1 protein-coding gene is annotated in these 18806 nt (G+C 74.9%); it reads right to left on the reverse strand.

All coding sequences use genetic code 11. The features are described 5' to 3' along the window. A complete protein-coding gene (locus D9V36_RS04150; RefSeq protein ID WP_129292551.1) occupies positions 1–18657 on the reverse strand; it encodes a non-ribosomal peptide synthetase in 18657 nt (6218 codons plus the stop codon). Positions 18658–18806 lie beyond the last annotated feature (149 nt).

The raw sequence follows: 18806 nt of genomic DNA on the forward strand, positions 1-18806 counted from the left end.
TCACCGTTCGTTGTGGTCGCTGGTGCCGCGTGCGGCGTCTTCGAGTTCGCGCAGGACGTGTTCCTCCACCAGGTCCGCCAGGACGGCGACGGTGCGGGCGGTCAGCACGTCCCGGGGGGTGAGCTCCACGCCGAAGGTCTCGTTGACCCGGGAGGCGATGAGCAGGCTGCGCAGCGAGTCGCCGCCGAGGGCGAAGAAGTCGTCCTCGGCGCCCACGGCCGTCCCCAGTGCCTCGGACCAGACGTCCGCGAGGAACTGCTCGGTGGGGGTGCGCGGGGCGACCTGGGCGGCGGGCTCGTGCGGGTCGGGCCCGGGTGCGGGCAGGGCCGCGCGGTCGGTCTTGCCGTTCTCGGTGAGCGGGAAGCGCTCCAGGACGACGAAGGCCGAGGGGACCATGTGGCCGGGCAGCGTCCGGGCGGCGAAGGTGCGCAGCTCCGCGCCCGCCGGGATCCCGGCGTCCGGTGCGGCGAGCAGGTGGGCCACCAGGCGCGGCGCCCCGGGCTCGTCCTCCCGTACGGACACCACCGCGTCCCGGACGGCGGGATGGGCCGCCAGGGCGGCCTCGACCTCCCCTGCCTCGATCCGGTGCCCGCGCAGCTTCATCTGGTGGTCGGTGCGGCCGAGGTAGTGCAGCTCGCCGCGGGCGTCGCGGCGGACCAGGTCGCCGGTGCGATACATCCGCTCGCCGGGCGCGCCGTACGGGTCGGCGAGGAACCGCGTGGCGGTCAGGCCGGGACGGTGGAGGTAGCCGCGGGCCAGGGAGGTTCCGCTGATCCACAGTTCGCCGGGGACCCCGTCGGCGACCGGCCGCAGCCGCCCGTCGAGCACATAGCTGCGGCTGCCCGCGCGGGGGTGTCCGATGGGCGGTGCGGCGCCGTCGGGCACCAGCGGTCCCGACCAGGTGGCGACGACCGTGGCCTCGGTGGGCCCGTAGGAGTTGATCATCCGGTGGTGCGGGGCCCAGCGGGCGACCAGGTCGGCGCCGCAGGCGTCCGCGCCGACGATGAGGGTGCGCAGGTCCGGCAGGGCCCCCGCGGTGGCGGGCGGCACCGTGGCGAGCGCGGCGGGCGGCAGCAGGGTGTGGGTGATGCGTTCCGCGCGCAGCACCTCGGCCAGCTGCGCGCCGAGCAGCGGTCCGGGCGGCGGCACCACGAGGGCGGCGCCGGCCGGCAGGGCCATGCACAGCTCCAGTACGGAGGCGTCGAAGCTGGGGGTGGCGAAGGCCAGCACCCGGTCGCCCGGCCGTACTCGGTAGTGGTCGGCCTCAGCGGCGGCGAAGGCGGCCAGGCCGCGGTGGGTGACGACGACGCCCTTGGGGGTGCCGGTGGAGCCGGAGGTGTAGATCACGTAGGCCGGGTCGTCGAGGTCGAGCGGGCGGACGCGGTCCCGGTCGGTGGGCCGGGGGGCCGGTGCGGTGTCGTCCCCGGCGGCCAGGAGGTCGTGGACCTCGGCGGCCTCCAGGGTGACGGCGGGTGCGGCGTCGCGCAGCATCACCGCGATCCGCTCGGCCGGGTACCCGGGGTCCACCGGCAGGTAGGCGGCGCCCGTCTTGGCGGTGGCGAGCTGGGCGACGACCATGTCGGCCGATCGCGGCAGGACCAGGGCGACGAGGTCGCCGGGGCCGGTCCCGAGGGTGAGGAGGTGGTGCGCGAGGCGGTTGGCCCGCGCCTCCAACTGCGCGAAGGAGAGTGAGAGTTCGGGTGCAGTCACCGCTTGGGCGTCGGGCCACCGGTCGACCGCCGCCTCGACGAGCGCGGCGAGGGTGGCGGCCGGGACCGGGTCACCGGCCACCGGGTCACCGGCCGTCGGGGCACCGCGCCCGGTCAGCCGCTCGCGCTCGTCCGGCGGCAGGATGTCGATCCCGTCCACGGTCGTCGCGCCGCCGGGTTCCGCCAGGGCACCCAGGGTGTGCACCAGCTGGGCGGCCAGGGACCGGGCGGTGGACTCCTCGAAGTACCGCGGGTCGTAGCCGAGTTCGACGCTGAGGCGGGTGTCGGGCGAGATCACCACGGTGAGCGGGTAGTTGGTCGCCTCCAGGGCGTGCAGGTCGCGGACGCTCAGGCCGTGTGCGGTGGCCGCGGTGTCGTTGATCGGGTAGTTCTCGAAGACCACCAGGCTGTCGAAGAGCGGTGCTCCCGCGGGCAGTTCGCTCCAGCCCCGCAGGTCGGACAGCGGGACGTGGTCGAAGCCGCGGGCGTCGGCCTGGGCGGACTGCAGAGCGCCCAGCCAGTCGGCCGGGGCCGCGCCGCCGTCCACGTCGCACCGCACCGGCAGGGTGTTGATGAACAGACCGGTGATGGCGTCCGCGCCGGGCAGGTCGGCGGGCCGGCCGGAGACCGTCGTACCGAAGCACACCTCGCGCTCTCCGCTCCAGCGCGCCAGCAGCAGGCCCCAGACCCCCTGGACGACGGTGTTGAGGGTGAGGTGGTGGCGCCGGGCGAAGTCCTGCAGCGCGGCGCTCTCCCGCTCGCCCAGCCGCTCGGAGAGCCAGGTGCCGGCGCGGGTGGCGGCGCCGGGTGCCGGACGGCGGTCGTAGGGCAGCGGGGTGGGTGCGGTCAGGCCGGCCAGCGCCGTGCGCCAGTGGTCTTCGGCGGGGGCGGTGTCGTGGGCGGCGAGCCAGGCGGCGTAGTCCGCGAACGGCCGGCGGTCGGGCAGGTCCGGGGCCTGGCCGCGGGTCAGCGCCGCATGGCAGGAGAAGACGTCCGAGAGGACCTGGAAGACGCTCCAGCCGTCGAGCAGGACGTGGTGGAAGGTCCACACCACCCGTACCTCGGCCGGGGAGAGCCGGATGAGGGTCAGCCGCAGCAGCGGCGGCCGGTCGAGGGCGAGCCCGCGGTCCCGGTCCTCGGCGAGCAGCCGTGCCAGTTCGGTATCGCGCCGCTCCGGCGTCAGCGCGCTCCAGTCGAGCTCGGTGACGGGCAGGGCGACGGAGCGGTGGACGGTCTGCAGGGGCAGAGGCACCTCGTGCAGCACCACCGCGCTGCGCAGCACGGGGGTGCGGTCGACGACCTGCTGCCAGGCGGCGGCCAGCAGGTGGGGGTCGGTGACGCCGTCCAGGACGAAGGTGGCCTGTTCCACGTAGAGCCCCTGGTCGGGTTCGTCGAGCCCGTGGAAGACCATGCCGGTCTGGGTGGGCGTCAGCGGGTAGACGTCCGTGACGTCCCGGCCGTCGCCGACGAGCCGGTCGACGCTCTCCTGGTCGAGGCGGACCAGCGGGAAGTCGGAGGGCGTGCGCCCGCCGGCGTCCGGCTCCGCGCAGTGCCGCACGATCTCCCGCAGCTCGGCGGCCATCTCCTCGGCCAGCCGGGCCACGGTGGTGCGCAGGTGCAGGTTCTTCGAGTACGACCAGGTGAATTCCAGCCGCTTGTCCGCCACCATGCCGACGATGTCGATCAGCTGCGGCCGGTCGGCCGCCCGGTCCATGTCGCCCTCCAGCGCGCCGTACGGTGCGTGCAGCAGGCCGTCGCCGCCGGACGCGCTCCAGTCCTGCTGGCCGAGATAGTTGAAGGCGATCTGCGGATCGGCCGGCAGCCCCGGGGCCTCCGGAGTGCGCAGGTGACGCAGCGCACCGTGTCCCAGGCCGTGCCCGGGCAGCGCCCGCAGGCCCTCCTTGGCGGACTTCAGCGCCGTGGCGAGGTCCGCGTGCGGCGGGAGGTCCAGCGCGACCGGGAACATGGTGGTGAACCAGCCGACGGTGCGGGAGAGGTCGATGTCGTCGAAGATCTCCTCGCGGCCGTGGCCCTCCAGCCCGATCCGTACCCGGTCGTGCCCGGTCCAGCGGGCGAGTACCCGGCCCAGGGCGCACAGCAGGACGTCGTTGACCCGGGTCCGGTAGACCTCCGGGACGTCCTGGAGCAGCCGGCGGGTCTCCTCGGCCTCCAGGCGGACGGTCACGGTGTCCTCGGAGTCCGCACAGTTGCGGCCCGTGTGGTCGGTGGGCAGCTCCGTCAGGCCGTCCGCGGCGCTCCAGTGGGCGAGTTCGCCGTCGAACCCGCCGGCCGTGGTGTGGTCGTGCAGCCGCTGCGCCCAGGCCCGGAACGAGGTGGTCTTGGGGCCGAGCGCGGCCCGTTCCCCGGCGCGCACCCGGCCGTAGGCGGTGTCGAGGTCTTCCAGGATGATGCGCCAGGACACCGCGTCGACGACCAGGTGGTGGGCCGCCAGCAGCAGGACCGGGCGGTCCTGGTCACCGAGGTGGCACAGCACGGTCTTCAGCAGCGGCCCGGCCGCGAGGTCGAAGCCCGCGCACAGTCCGGCCGTCAGCGCGCGCAGCTCCGCGGCGCGGTCCTGCGGCTCCAGGCGGGCGAGGTCGCGGACCTCCAGGGCGGGGGCCGCACCGGGCGCCGCGGTGTACTGGCGCCAGTGGCCGCCGCCGGTGGGCTCGTACACCGTGCGCAGCGCGTCGTGGTGCTCCAGCACCGCGGCCAGGGCGGCCCGCAGCGCGTCCTCGTCGACCTCGGCGGCCAGTTGGAAGGCGAGCGACTGGGTGAAGTGCCCGGGGCTGTCCGGGACGCTGTCGAACAGCCAGTGCTGGACGGGCGTGAGGGGCACCTCGCCCACCACCGGGCCCTGTTCGGCGGTGGACGCGATGGCCGGCAGCTGCGCCGCGGCCGCGGCCAGGGCGGCGACGGTCTGGTGGACGAACAGATGGCGCGGGGTCAGCGCGAGTCCGGCGCGGCGGGCCGCGGAGACGATCTGGATGCTGAGGATCGAGTCCCCGCCGAGCGCGAAGTAGTTGTCCTCGGCGCCCACCCGGTCCACGCCCAGCACCTCGGCCCAGATGCCGGCGAGCGTCCGCTCGGTTTCCGTGCGCGGCGGGACGTAACCGGCGGCCGGGGCGGCCCAGTCGGGCGCCGGCAGGGCACGCCGGTCGAGTTTTCCGGTGGCGCCCAGCGGCAGCCGCTCCAGGGGGACGACGACCGCGGGGACCAGGTGGTCGGGCAGGCTCCGGGCCAGGAAGGCACGCACCGCGGCGGGATCGGCGTCCGCCGCACCCCGGGTGACCACGTACCCCACCAAGCGTTTGTGGCCGTCGGTCTCGACGACCCGGGCGGCGGCTTCGGCCACCTCGGGGTGCCGGGCCAGCGCGGCCTCGACCTCACCGAGTTCGATGCGGAAGCCGCGCACCTTGACCTGGTCGTCGCCCCGGCCCAGGTACTCCAGCTGTCCGTCGGCGTCCCAGCGCACGAGGTCGCCGGTGCGGTACATCCGCTCGCCCGCGGGGCCGAACGGGTCGGCCAGGAAGCGCCGGGCGGTCAGTCCGGGCCGCGCGAAGTAGCCGCGCGCCACACCGGTCCCGGCGAGGTAGAGCTCGCCGGGCACACCGACGGGGACCGGCCGCAGGTGCGGATCGAGGACATAGGCGCGGGCGCCGGCGACCGGGCTGCCGATCGGCGGCGTGCGGTCGGGATCGGCCGGGTCGCAGTACCAGGCGGTGGCGTAGACGGTGGCCTCGGTGGGGCCGTAGATGTTCGCGACCCGGCAGCCGGGGACGGCGGCGCGGACCTCCCGTACGGTACGGGCCGCGAGCCCCTCGCCGGCCAGCACCACGGTGTCCGCCGTGACGTGCACGGTGTCCTCGGCGAGCAGCTGGCCGAGGGCGGAGGGGACGGCGCTGAGCAGGCTCGCGGTCCAGGGCGCCGAGCGTTCGGCGAGGGCCAGCAGGTCGCTCACGATCTCGACGCAGCCGCCGGACAGCAGCGGGCTGAAGATCTCGAAGACCGACACATCGAAGTTAAGCGAGGTGGACGCCACGACGTGGGACAGGCCCCGGCCGCCGAACTCGCCGGCCGCCCAGTCGGCCAGGGCGACAACGGACCCGTGGGTGGCCACCACGCCCTTGGGCAGGCCGGTGGAGCCCGAGGTGTGGATGACGTAGGCGGGGTGGGCGGGCAGCAGCGCGCCGGTCCGCTCGTCGTCGCCGAGGTCGGCGGCCGACTGCCCGGCGAGCCGGTCCGCGGTCGCGGGGTCGTCGAGCGCGATCCGGGTGGCGGGCCCCTCGGGCAGCCGGCCGGCCAGGGCGGCGGTGGTGAGCACGATGTCCGGTCCGATGTCGTCGAACAGGAAGGAGACGCGTTCGGACGGGTACTTGGGGTCGACCGGCAGGTAGCCGGCGCCGCTCTTGAGCACGGCCAGCAGGGCCACGATCAGGTCGGTCGTGCGCGGCAGGGCGAGGGCGACGAACCGCTCGGGGCCCGCGCCCGAGGCGGTCAGCAGCCGGGCCAGCCGGTTGGCGCGCTCGTTCAGCTCCCGGTAGGTGAGCCGGTCGTCGCCGGACAGCACGGCGGTGGCGTGCGGGGTGCGGTCCGCCTGCTCCTCGAAGACCTGGGGCAGGACGCGGCGTGGCTGTGCGACGGCCGATCCACCGAACTCCCGCAGGATGCGCCCGCGTTCGTCCGTGGTGAGGAGTGGCAGGTCGCCCAGGCGGCGGTCCGGGTCGGCCGCCATCTCCGTCAGCAGGACCCGCAGGCAGGCGCCCAGCCGCTCGACGGTCGCCGCGTCGAAGGCCGCCGGGTCGTAGTCCAGGGCCACGGTGAGGCGTTCACCGGGGGCGACGATCACGCTGAGCGGGTAGTTGGTCGGCTCCAGGTCGCGTTCCTGCTGGATGCCCAGGCCGTGCCGGGCGAGGGCGCCGCTGTCGAAGGGGTAGTTCTCGAAGACCACGATGCTGTCGAAAAGGCCGGTCCCGCGCGGGACTTCGCTCCAGGACTGGAGCTCGGCCAGGGAGACGAAGTCGTGGCGGCGCGACTCCGACTGGGCGGTCTGCAGATCGCGCAGCCAGTCCAGCAGCCCGCGGCGCCCGTCGACCCGGACCCGGGTGGGGAGCGTGTTGATGAACAGGCCGACCATGGACTCCACCCCGGGCAGCGCGGCGGGCCGGCCGGAGACGGTGGTGCCGAAGACCACGTCGTCGCTGTTGCCGTAGCGGGACAGCAACAGGCCCCAGGCGCCCTGCAGCACGGTGTTCATGGTGAGGCCGGCGTGCTGCGCGGTCTCCCGCAGACGGGCGGAGTCCGCCTCGTCCAGGGTGACGTGGACCGAGCCCGAGGACGAGGCGCGGTGGGCCTCCAGGGGCCTCCGGTCCCGCGGGAGTTCGGTCGGTGAGGTGAAGCCGGCCAGCGCGGTGCGCCAGTGCCGCTCGGCCTGGGTGCCGTCCTGCTCCGCCAGCCAGCCCAGATAGCTGCCGAACGGCCGGCGGGAGGGGACCTCGGGCCGGCGGCCCGCGGTGAGCGCCGCGTACCGTTCGCAGATCTCGTCGAAGACCTGGGCCGCGCTCCAGCCGTCGAGCAGGATGTGGTGGAACGTCCACACCAGCCGGACCCGGTCGTCGGACAGCTTGATCAGGGCCAGCCGCATCAGCGGGGCGGCGGCGAGGTCGAGACCGGCCGCCCGGTCCTCGGCGAGCAGGGCGGTCAGCGCCTGCTCGGACGCCTCGGGGGTCCACCCGGACCAGTCGTGGTGGGTGACGGGCACGGTGGCCCGCGTCTGGACGACCTGGAGCGGTTCGGCGGTCTCCGCCCACACCAGGCGGGTGCGCAGCATCGGGTTGGCGTCGGCCGTCTGCTGCCAGGCCGTGGCGAGCGCGGCCGGGTCGGTGACGCCGGAGAGCACCAGCTGGACCTGGTTGAAGTAGGTGTGGGAGTCGGGGTCCATCAGGCTGTGGAACAGCATGCCCGCCTGCATGGGCGTCAGCGGGTAGATGTCCTCCACCGCGCGGCCGTCCGCCGCGACCCGGTCCACGGCCGCCTGGTCGAGGCGGGCGAGCGGGTAGTCGGAGGGGGTGCGGCCGCCGGCGTCCGGGCCGGCGCAGTGGGCGACGATGTCCTCCAGCGCCGTGAGCATGCCGGTGGCCAGTGCGGACACCGTCTCCTCGTGGTGCACTTCGCCGCTGTAGTACCAGGTGAGTTCGAGGCACCGGTCCTCGACCCGGCCCACCACGTCCAGCAGGTGCGGCCGGACGGACCCGGGCGCGTCGGCGCCGCCCAGTCCGCCGTGCACCGCCCGGATCAGCCCGCCGTCAGCGGACCAGTCGAACTGGCCGAGGTAGTTGAAGCTGATCAGCGGCTGCGGGGCGCCGGTGAGTTCGGCGGCTTGGGCGAGGTGCCGCAGCGCCCCGTGGCCGAGCCCCCGGCCGGGGACCGCGCGCAGCTGTTCCTTGACGGACTTCAGCGCCGCGGCCCAGTCGCCGCCCGGGACGTCCAGGGCGACGGGGAACAGGGTGGTGAACCAGCCGACCGTACGGGAGAGGTCGACGCCCTCGAAGAGGTGGTCCTCGCGGCCGTGCCCCTCCAGGCCGACGGCGACGGTGCGCTCGCCGGTCCAGTCGGCCAGCACCCGGCCGAGCGCGGTGAGCAGCACGTCGTTGATCTGCGTGCGGTAGACGCCGGGCACCTTCTGCAGCAGGTCGCCGGTCCGCCCGCGGTCCAGGCGGACGGTGACCGAGCGCAGGTCGGCGATGGTGTTGGTGCCGTCGGCGTCGACCGGCAGGGGGGCCGCGCAGTGCGGGGCCACCGCGCTCCAGTGCGCTCGCTCGCCGTCGAAGCCGCCGGCCTCGGTGTGCTCGTGCAGCAGGCGGGACCACTCCTGTACGGAGGTGGTCCGGGCGGGCGGTGTCACCGGGTCACCGTTGCGGGCCTGCCGGTAGGTGCTCTCCAGGTCTTCCAGCAGCACCCGCCAGGAGACACCGTCGACCACCAGGTGGTGGACGGTCAGGAACAGCCGCGGCGGCACGTCCCGGGCGCCGGTGAACAGGCGGGCGGCGAGCAGGGGGCCGGTGTCCAGCCGGAAGCCGGCGTGGGCCTCGGCCATGGCGGCCTCGACCGCGGCGGCGCACTCCTCCTCGTCCTTGCCGGCCAGGTCGTGTACGCGCAGCAACTGCGGTGCGTCGGCTTCCGGGGCCGGGCAGTGCTGGTGCCAGGTGCCGTCCGCCCGCTCCGTGAAGCGGGACCGCAGGGCGTCGTGGTGGGTCCACAGGGTGTGCAGCGCCTGGTGCAGCGCCCGCGGTTCGGGCTCCTCGGCCAGTTCGATGACGAGGGACTGGTTGAAGTACCCCGGCTGCTGAGGCCGGGCGTCGAGGAACCAGTGCTGGATCGGGGTGAGGGCGACGTCCCCGGCCACCGGGCCGGTGCCGCTGAGGGGCGCGGCGGAGCCGGTGGCGGCGGCCAGGGCGGCGATGGTGGGGTGACGGAACAGGTCCCGCGGGGTCAGGGTCAGGCCCGCCCGGCGGGCGCGCGAGACGACCTGGATGCTCAGGATCGAATCGCCGCCCAGCATGAAGAAGTTGTCCTCGACACCCACCCGGTCGAGGCCCAGCAGGGTGCACCAGATCTCCGCGAGGATCCGCTCGGCCTCGGTGCGCGGCGCGCGGTGCTCGCCGGCGGTGGCGGCCGACCGGTCGGGGGCGGGCAGCCGGCGCCGGTCCACCTTTCCGTTGCCGGTCAGGGGCAGTGCGTCCAGGGTCACGAACGCGGCGGGGACCATGTAGTCGGGCAGCTCGGCGGCGAGGTGGGCGCGCAGCTCCGGCGCCTGCGGCACCGTCGCCTCCGGGGCGGGGACGAGGTAGGCGACCAGGCGCTTGCGGCCGCCGTCCTCGGGGACGGTCACCACCGCTTCGGCGACGGCGGCGTGGCGGGTGAGCACGGCCTCGATCTCGGCCGGTTCGACGCGGAAGCCGCGGATCTTGATCTGGTCGTCGGCGCGCCCCACGAAGTGGAGTTCGCCGTCGGCGCTCCAGCGCACGATGTCGCCGGTGCGGTACATCCGGGTCCCGGCCGGGCCGAACGGGTCGGCCAGATAGCGTTCGGCGGTCGCACCGGGGCGGCCGGCGTAGCCGCGGGCGAGCCCGGCGCCGGCGACGTACAGCTCTCCCGGGATGCCCGGCGGCTGGGGCTGCAGCGCGTCGTCCAGGACGTAGACGCGGGTGTTGTCCAGCGGGCGTCCGATGGGCAGGGCGGCGGGCAGCGGATCGCCGGCGCGGAAGGCCCGGCGGGTCGCGAAGGTGGTGGTCTCGGTGGGGCCGTAGCCGTCGACCACGGTCAGATCGGGGCAGGCGTCCAGGACGCGGCGTACGGCGGCGCCCGGCACGGCCTCGCCGCCGGTCCACACCTCGCGGGCGCCCCGCAGGCATGCGGGGTCTTCCTGGGACAGCAGGCGGAACAGCCCGGCGGTCAGCCACAGGCAGGTGACGCCCTGTTCACGGATCGCCCGGCGCACCGTGGTGGCGTCCACGTCGGCCGGCGGGGCGAGGACGGCCCGGCCGCCGCGCAGCAGGGGCACCCACAGTTCGTAGGTGGCCGCGTCGAAGGCCTGCGGGGAGTGCACCAGGACCCGGTCGTGTCCGTCGAAGGCGCGGTCGAAGGCGAGGGCCACGACGTCCCGGTGGCGCACCGCGACCCCCTTGGGGCGGCCGGTGGAGCCGGAGGTGAACATCAGGTAGAGGGCGTTGTCGGGGTGGAGGGCGGGCAGGGGTGTGCCCTGCTCCGGGGCGGCGGCGCCGGCCGGTGCGGCCTCGTCCGTCACCAGCAGGGTGCGCCCGCCGGGTGCCGCCTCGCGGGCGGCCTCCTCCCAGGCGGCGTCGGTGAGTACCAGGTCCGCCGTGGTCTCCGCCAGCGCCTGCCGCAGGCGCTCCCGTGGCGCTCGCCCGTCCAGCGGGACGTACACGCCGCCCGCCTTGACGAGGGCCAGCTGGGCGATGACCAGGGCGGCCGACCGGTCCATGAGGACTCCGACCGGGGTCTCCGGACGCACCCCGAGCCCGGCCAGCCGACGGGCCAACGCATCGGTGCGGGCGTCGAGTTCGCGGTAGGTGAGCCGGGTGTCCCCGGCGTCCAGCGCCATGGCGTCGGGGGTGCGCCGGGCCTGGGCGGCGAACAGCTCGGCGACCGTGCCCTCGGGCAGCGGGGCGGTGGTGGCGTTCCACTCCTCGACGACCTGGCGGCGGTGTGCCGCGCCGAGCACCGGCAGCCGCGCGGGCGGGCGCCGGTCGTCCGCGGCCAGGCCCTCCAGCAGCACGGTGAGGTACTCCCCCATCCGCTCCACGGTGGCGGCGTCGAACAGTTCCGGGTCGTAGCCGAGGCGCAGGGCAAGCTCCTGGCCCGGGTAGGCGACCAGGCTCAGCGGGTAGTTGGTGGTCTCGATGCCGTCGAGACCGGTCAGCCGCAGCCCGTGCGCGGCGGCGAGGTCGCCGCCGACCGGGTAGTTCTCGAACACCACGATGCTGTCGAAGAGCGGGGCCCGCTCGGGCAGGTCGCAGAACGCCTTCAGCCGGGCGAGCGGGACGAAGTCGAAGCGCCGGTCCTCGGTCTGGAGCTCCTGCACCCGGCGCAGCCAGGCCGTCAGGGTGCCGTCGGCGGGGACCGTCAGCCGGGTCGGTACGGTCGCGATGAACAGGCCGTTCATGGCCTCGACGCCGGGCAGCTCCGGCGGCCTTCCGGACACGGTGGTACCGAAGACGACCTCCCGGCGCCCCGTCTGACGGGCCAGCAGCAGCCCCCAGGCGCCCTGGACCAGCGTGTTCATGGTGAGGCCTGAGCTCTTGGCCAGCTCGTCCAGGCGGCGGGTGGTGGCGGCGGGCAGGGCGAGCCGTACCGCCGCGGTGGACTCCGCGCGGTGGGCCTCGCGGGGCTCGCGGTCGTAGGGCAGGGCGGTGGGCTCGCTCCAGCCGTCGAGCCGGGTCTGCCAGTGCCGTTCGGCCTCCGCCCAGTCGCGGCCCTGCAGCCAGGCCACGTAGTCGCGGAACGGGCGGCGGCCGGGCAGGCCCGCGTCCACGGGCGTGGCGCCGTCCGCTGCCGCGGTGCCGCGCAGCGCGGCGTGGCACCGGAAGACGTCGGACAGCACCTGGAACAGGCTCCAGCCGTCGAGCACCAGGTGGTGGAAGGACCACACCACCTGCACCTCGGTGTCGGAGAGCCGGGCCAGGGCCAGGCGCAGCAGCGGGGCGGAGTCGAGGTCGATGCCGCGCCGCCGGTCGCGGTCGAGCAATTCCTGCAGGGCGGCCCGTCGGTCGTCGTCCGGCAGGTCCCGCCAGTCCAGCTGCGTGACCGGCACGGTGACGCCGCGCTCCACCACCAGCAGCGGTTCGGGCACGTCCTGCCAGACGACGCGTCCGCGCAGCACCGGGGTGCGGTCCGTGACCTGCTGCCAGGCCGCGGCGAGGGCCTGCGGGTCGGGCACGCCGTCCAGGACGAAGGTGAGCTGCTGGAAGTAGACGCTCTGGTCGTCCTGGGAGAGCCGGTGGAAGAGCATGCCGGCCTGGGTGGGGGTGAGCGGGTGGATGTCCTCGACGGTGCTGCCGTCGCCCACCAGCCGGTCCACGGTGGGCTGGTCGAGCGCGGCCAGCGGGAAGTCGGAGGGGGTGCGGCCGCCGGCGCCGGGCCGGGCGGCGTCCCGGGCGATGTCGCCCAGCGCCCGGGCGAAGTGTCCGGCGAGCCGGGTGACGGTGTCCTCGTGGTGGAGGTTCGCCGAGTAGAACCAGGTGAATTCCAGCGCGTCGCCGTCCAGCCGGCCGACGACCTCCAGGGCGTGCGGGCGCGGCGCGGCGGGGTCGGCGTCCAGCGCCAGTTCGCGGTACGGGCCGCGGTAGAGGCTGCCGTCACCGCCCGGTGTGCCGAACTGGCCGAGGTAGTTGAAGCTGATGTCCGCGGTCGGGGTGGCGGGCAGGCCCTCCAGCCGGATCAGGTGCCGCTGGACGCCGTAGCCGAGGCCGCGGCCCGGCACGGCGCGCAGCTGCTCCTTGACCGACTTCAGCACGGTGCACCGGTCGGCGTCCGGCGCCACGGTGAGGGCGACCGGGTAGCGGGTGGTGAACCAGCCGACGGTACGGCTCAGGTCGACATCGGGGAACAGCTCCTCCCGGCCGTGACCCTCCAGGTCGACCGGGACCCGGTCGCGTCCGGTCCACTCGTGCAGCACCCGGCCCAGCGCGCTCAGCAGCACATCGTTGACCTGGGTGCGGAAGGCCCCGGGCAGGGTGTGCAGCACGGCGGAGGTGTCCGCCGGGGTGAGGCGCACGGTCACCGAGCGGGCCGACGCATAGGTGTTGGCGCCGGCGAGGTCGGCCGGCAGCGCCGGGTCACAGGTGCGGGCGAGCGCCGTCCAGTAGGCCGTCTCGTCCTGGAAGCCGCCGGTTTCGGCGTGCCCGGTCAGCCGCTTCGCCCAGTGGCGCAGCGGGGAAGACTTCGGCGGCAGTGCGGCGTCCGCTCCCGCGCGCCGGGCGCGGTAGGCCCGGTCCAGGTCCTCCAGCAGCAGCCGCCAGGAGACGCCGTCGACCACCAGGTGGTGGACGGCCAGGTGCAGGACGGGCGGCAGAGTGGTGCCCCGGTCGTGGAGCACGGCGCGCAGCAGGGGGCCGTGGGCCAGATCGAACGGCCCGTGGTGCGGGGCGTCGTCGTCGGGGCCGGTGTGGCGCTGCAGCGTGAACCCGGGTGCCTCGCGGTCGATGTGCTGGCACCACCGGCCGTCGGTGTCCCGCACGAAGCGCGAGCGCAGGGCGTCGTGGTGGGCGATCACGTCGCGCAGGGCGGCTTCCAGGGCCGTGGCGTCGAGGCCGTCGGCGAGCTCGACGGACATCGTCTGAGCGAAGTGTCCGGCCCGCCCGGGGTCGGTCTCGAAGAGCCAGTGCTGGATGGGCGTCAGCGGGGCCGGTCCGGTGGCCTTGGCCTCGGGGTCCGGGCCCGGGGCCGGCTGCCCGGCGGCGTCCACGCACTGGGCGAGGGCGGCGACGGTCTGGTGCCGGTACACGTCGCGCGAGGTGACGGCCAGGCCGGCCTGCCGCGCCTGGGCGACGACCTGGATGCTGAGGATCGAATCGCCGCCCAGCGAGAAGAAGTTGTCGTCGACGCCGACGCGCTCGACGCGCAGGACCTCGGCCCACACGGTGGCGAGCGCCCGTTCGGTCGCGGTGCGCGGCGCGGCGTAGTCCGCCGTACCGGCGGTCGTCCAGTCCGGGTCGGGCAGCCGGCCGCGGTCCAGCTTGCCGTTGGGGTTGAGCGGCATCGTGTCCAGGACGACGACCGTGGCGGGCACCATGTAGTCGGGCACACTGCGGCCGAGCAGCCGGCGTATCGCGCTCGGGACGAGTTCCGCGCCGGGCGCCGGGACGACGTAGCCGATCAGCCGCTTGTGGCCGCCGCTCTCCCGGGTGGCGGCGGCCGCCTGGGCCACCCCCGTACAGCGCAGCAGCGCCTCCTCGACCTCGCCCAGCTCGATACGGAAGCCCCGTACCTTGACCTGCTGGTCGGCCCGGCCCAGATACTCCAGCTCGCCGTCGGTGGTCCAGCGCACCAGGTCGCCGGTGCGGTACATCCGGCTACCGGGGGCGGCGAAGGGGTCGGCGAGGAACCGGGTGGCGGTCAGGCCGGGGCGCCTGAGGTAGCCCCGGGCCAGGCCCCTTCCCCCGAGGTACAACTCGCCCGTCACGCCCGGGGGTTGTGGGCGCAGCATGCTGTCCAGGACGTAGCAGCGGGTCCGGGCGACGGGCCGGCCGATGGGCGGGGCCTGCTCGGGGGTGTCGTCGTCGGCGAACCACGCCGTGGCGTACACCGTGGCCTCGGTCGGGCCGTAGATGTTGGCGACCTGGGAGGACGGCATCGTCTCCCGGATCTCCCGTACGGTCTGCGCGGGCAGCGCCTCGCCCGCCAGGACCACCGTGTCGGCCGTGACGGCGGAGGTGTCCCGGGTGAGCAGCCGGGAGATCACCGACGGCACCCCGCTGAGCAGACCCGCCTGCCGCGGTGCGGTGCCCGGCCGGTCGGCGAGGGCCGGGAGGTCGGCCACCACTTCGATGCTGCCGCCGGACAGCAGCGGGCAGAGCAGTTCGAAGACGGAGACGTCGAAGTTGAGCGAGGTGGAGGCCACCACATGCGTCAGCCGCTCCGGGCCGAACTGCGCTCCTGCCCAGGCCGCCAGGTCCGCCACGCTGCGATGCGTGACCACGACACCTTTGGGACGGCCCGTCGATCCTGACGTGTAGATGACGTACGCGGGGTGGCCGGGGTCCAGAGGCCGGACCCGTTCGGCATCGGTGAGGTCGTCCTCAGTGTGCCCGGCCCACTCGTCCGCGGTGTCCGGGTCGTCCAGGAGCAGCCGCTCGACGCCGTCGGGCAGCGCGCCGGCCGTGTCCCGGGTGGTCAGCACGAGGGCCGGCGCGGCGTCGGTGAGCATGAAGCGGATGCGCTCGGCCGGATAGCCGGGGTCCACCGGCAGATAGCCGGCGCCCGCCTTGAGCACCGCCCACAGGACGGGGACCAGGTCGGCCGAGCGCGGCAGGGCCAGCGCCACCAGGGTCTCGGGTCCCGCCCCACGGCGGACCAGCAGCCGGGCCAGGCGGTTGGCGCGCCGGTTCACCTCGTCGTAGGTGAGCTGGGTGTCCCCGCAGACCACGGCGGTCCGCCCGGGAGTCCGACGGGTCTGCGCCTCCAGGAGCTCGGGCAGGGTGGTGTCCGGGCCCTCCTGCTGCGGGGCGTTCCAGGCATCGAGCATGGTGCGCCGCTCGTCGTCGGTGAGCAGCGGCAGTTCGGCGACGGTCCGCTGCGGGCCGTCCGCCATCCCCTCCAGCAGGAGGTGCAGCTGACGGCTCATCCGGGCCACGGTGCGGCCGTCGCACAGGTCGGTGTTGTACTCGACGGTCAGCCCGAAGGACCCGTCGCCGCGCGGCAGGAACTCCAGCACCAGGTCGAACCGTGCGGCCGGGCGCGGCAGCGGATGCTCCTCGATCCGTACGCCGCCGGCTTCCTGCGGGTGCACCATGGCGGTCTGCTGGACGACCAGGACCTGCACCAGCGGGGTGCGGCTGGGGTCGCGCTGCGGGGCCAGTTCCTCGACGACCCGGTCGAAGGGGACGCCGTCGTGGCTGAAGGCGTCCAGCAGCGTCGCCCGCACGCTGTCCAGGAAGTGGTCGACGGTGGCGGCGGGGTCGACATCGCTGCGCAGCACCAGGGTGTTGACGAAGAAGCCGGTGACCTCCTCCAGTTCGCGGTGGGTGCGCCCGTTGGTGACGGTGCCGAACACGATGTCGCGCTGGCCCGAGTAGCGGGAGAACAGCACCGAGGCCGCCCCGGCGAACAGGGTGAAGAGGGTCGTGCCCTTGGCCCTGGCGAGTGCGCCGAGGCGTTCGGCCAGGTCGGCCGGCAGGTCGTGGCGGTGTGCCGCGCCGGCCGTGGTGCGCACCGGCGGCCTGGGCCGGTCCGTGGGCAGGTCGAGCTGCGGCAGACCGGTGAGGTGCCGCCTCCAGTACGCGAGGTCGGCGGCGTCCCGGTCCGGGGCGGGGTGGGCGCGCTCCCACACGGCGAAGTCGGGGTACTGGAGGACCGGTTCTGCCAGGCCGTCCGGGCTGCCGTCCGCCTCGGCCGCGTAGAGCGCGGCCAGTTCACGGACCAGTACGCCGACCGACCAGCCGTCGGTGACGATGTGGTGCTGGGCCAGGAGCAGCAGATGCTCCTCGTCGGCGAGCCGGACCAGCAGGGCCCGGGTGAGGGGGCCCTCGCGCAGGTCGTAGGGGGTCTCCAGCTCCTCGGCGAGCAGCCGCTCGGCCGCCGCGTCCCGGCCGTCCGCGGGGAGGGCGCCGAGGTCGACGGTGCGCAACGGCAGGGCGGCGGTGCCGTCGACGCGTTGCACACCGCGCCCGTCCACCGTGGTGAAGGTGGTGCGCAGGGAGTCGTGGCGGGCGGCGAGCCGGTCCAGGGCGCGGCGCAGCGCGGCGGCGTCCAGCGGACCGCCCAGGCGCACCCCGACGCCGGTGTTGTACTCGGAGTCGCCGGCCGTCAGGTCGTCGAGGAACCACAGCCGTTGCTGGGCGCCGGACAGCGGCAGCGGACGGTCGCGCGGGACCGGGGTGATCGGCGTCGCCGGGCCCGTGGTGTCCGGGTCGCCGAGGAGCGGCACCAGTGCGGCGATCGTCCGGGCGGTGAATAGGTCACGCACGGACAGCCGGTCGCCGAGCTCTTCCCGGATCCGGGACAGCACCCGCACTGCGAGGACGGAGTCGCCGCCGAGGTCGAAGAAGTCGTCGCCGGTGCCGATGGTGCGCACCGACAGCACCTTTGACCAGATGCCGGCCAGGGTCCGCTCGGTGGGTGTCCGGGGGGCGATGTGGCCCGCTTCCGGGGCGCGGGCCGGTTCGGGTGCGGGGAGCGCCCGCCGGTCGATCTTGTGGTGTGCGGTCAGCGGGAACGCGTCGAGGACGACGACGGCGGAGGGCACCATATGGGCCGGCAGGCTGCGGGAGACCACGGCGCGCAACTCCGCGGGCTGCGGGGCCCGTACGGGATCGACCGGGGTGACGTAGGCGACGAGCCGCTGCCGCCCGGGCTCGTCCTCGCGGACGATGACCACGGCTTCACCGACCCGGGGGTGCCGGGCCAGCGCCGTCTCGACCTCCCCGGGTTCGATGCGGAAGCCGCGCACCTTGACCTGCCGATCGGCCCGCCCGAGGAACTCCAGTTCACCGTCATCGTTCCGGCGCACCAGGTCCCCGGTGCGGTAGAGCCTGCTGCCGGGCGGTCCGTACGGGTCGGCGACGAAGCGCGCGGCGGTCAGCCCCGGGCGGCCGAGGTAGCCGCGTGCCACCCCGGTGCCGCCCACGTACAGCTCTCCGCCCACTCCCGCCGGCACCGGCCGCATCGCCGCGTCCAGTACATGGACCCGGGTGTACGGCAGCGGTGTGCCGATGGACGGGGTGCCGCCGCCCACGGCCAGCGGCCCGGTCCAGGACGCGACCACCGTGGCCTCGGTGGGACCGTAGGAATTGATCAGCCGGCGCCCGGCCGCCCAGCGGTCGGCCAGCTCGGCCGGGCAGGCTTCGGCTCCCACGATCAGGGTCCGCAGGTCGGGCAGGCCGTGGTCGTCCGCCGGGGCCGGCACGGTCGCGAGCGCGGCCGGCGGGATGAGCGCATGGGTGATGCGGTGGTCCGCCAGGACGGCCGCGAGCTCTTCGCCCAGCCACGGCCCGTCGGGCGGTACGACGAGAGTCGCCCCCGCCAGCACGGAAATGCAGAGCTCCAGGACGGAGGCGTCGAAGCTCGGGGAGGAGAACTGCAGGACGCGGGCGCCCGGCGTGACGTCGTACTGCTCGGCGGCCGCCGCGGCGAAGGGGCCCAGTCCCGCGTGGGGCACCGTCACCCCTTTGGGAGTGCCGGTGGATCCCGAGGTGTAGATGACGTAGGCGGGGTGCTCGGCGCACAGCGGCGCGAGCCGGTCGCCGTCCTGCGGCGCACGGTCCGGGCCCGTGGGGGGCCGGGTCTGTGCCAGGTCGTCGATGACCGCGGCCGGCCGGGCGTCGGACAGCATCAGGGCGCGGCGTTCGGCGGGGTAGGCCGGGTCGATGGGCAGGAAGGCACCGCCGGCCTTGGCCACGGCGAGTTCCGCGATGACGAGTTCGACCGAGCGCGGCAGTACCACCGCCACCGTCCGCTCCGGCCCCACCCCGCGTCCGATGAGGTCGTGCGCGAGACGGTTGGCCAGCCGGTCGAGCTCGCGGTAGGACCAGGTCAGTCGCCCGTCCGTCACCGCGGGCGCGTGCGGGGTGCGGACCGCCCAGGCGGCGAACAGGTCCCCGAGCGGGACGCCGGGACCCGGGCGGACCGGGCCGGACCCGGGGACCGGGGGAACGGCCCGGTCCTGCGGCGAGGCGGACTCCGGGGCTGAACTTTCGTGCTGGTCCGTCATGGAGGTCGGTCCTTCTCAGCGGGGACGGGCAGTGCGGCAGGACATCGGGTGGCCCGGAAGAGCGGTCCCGGGCGGGGCGCCGGAGCGTTCGGACGAGCCGGGTGCGAGAGAGCGGGGAGTCGCACCCGATCGGTCCGCGGCAGGCCCGA

Source organism: Streptomyces lydicus, from assembly GCF_004125265.1.
Classification (GTDB): domain Bacteria; phylum Actinomycetota; class Actinomycetes; order Streptomycetales; family Streptomycetaceae; genus Streptomyces; species Streptomyces lydicus_C.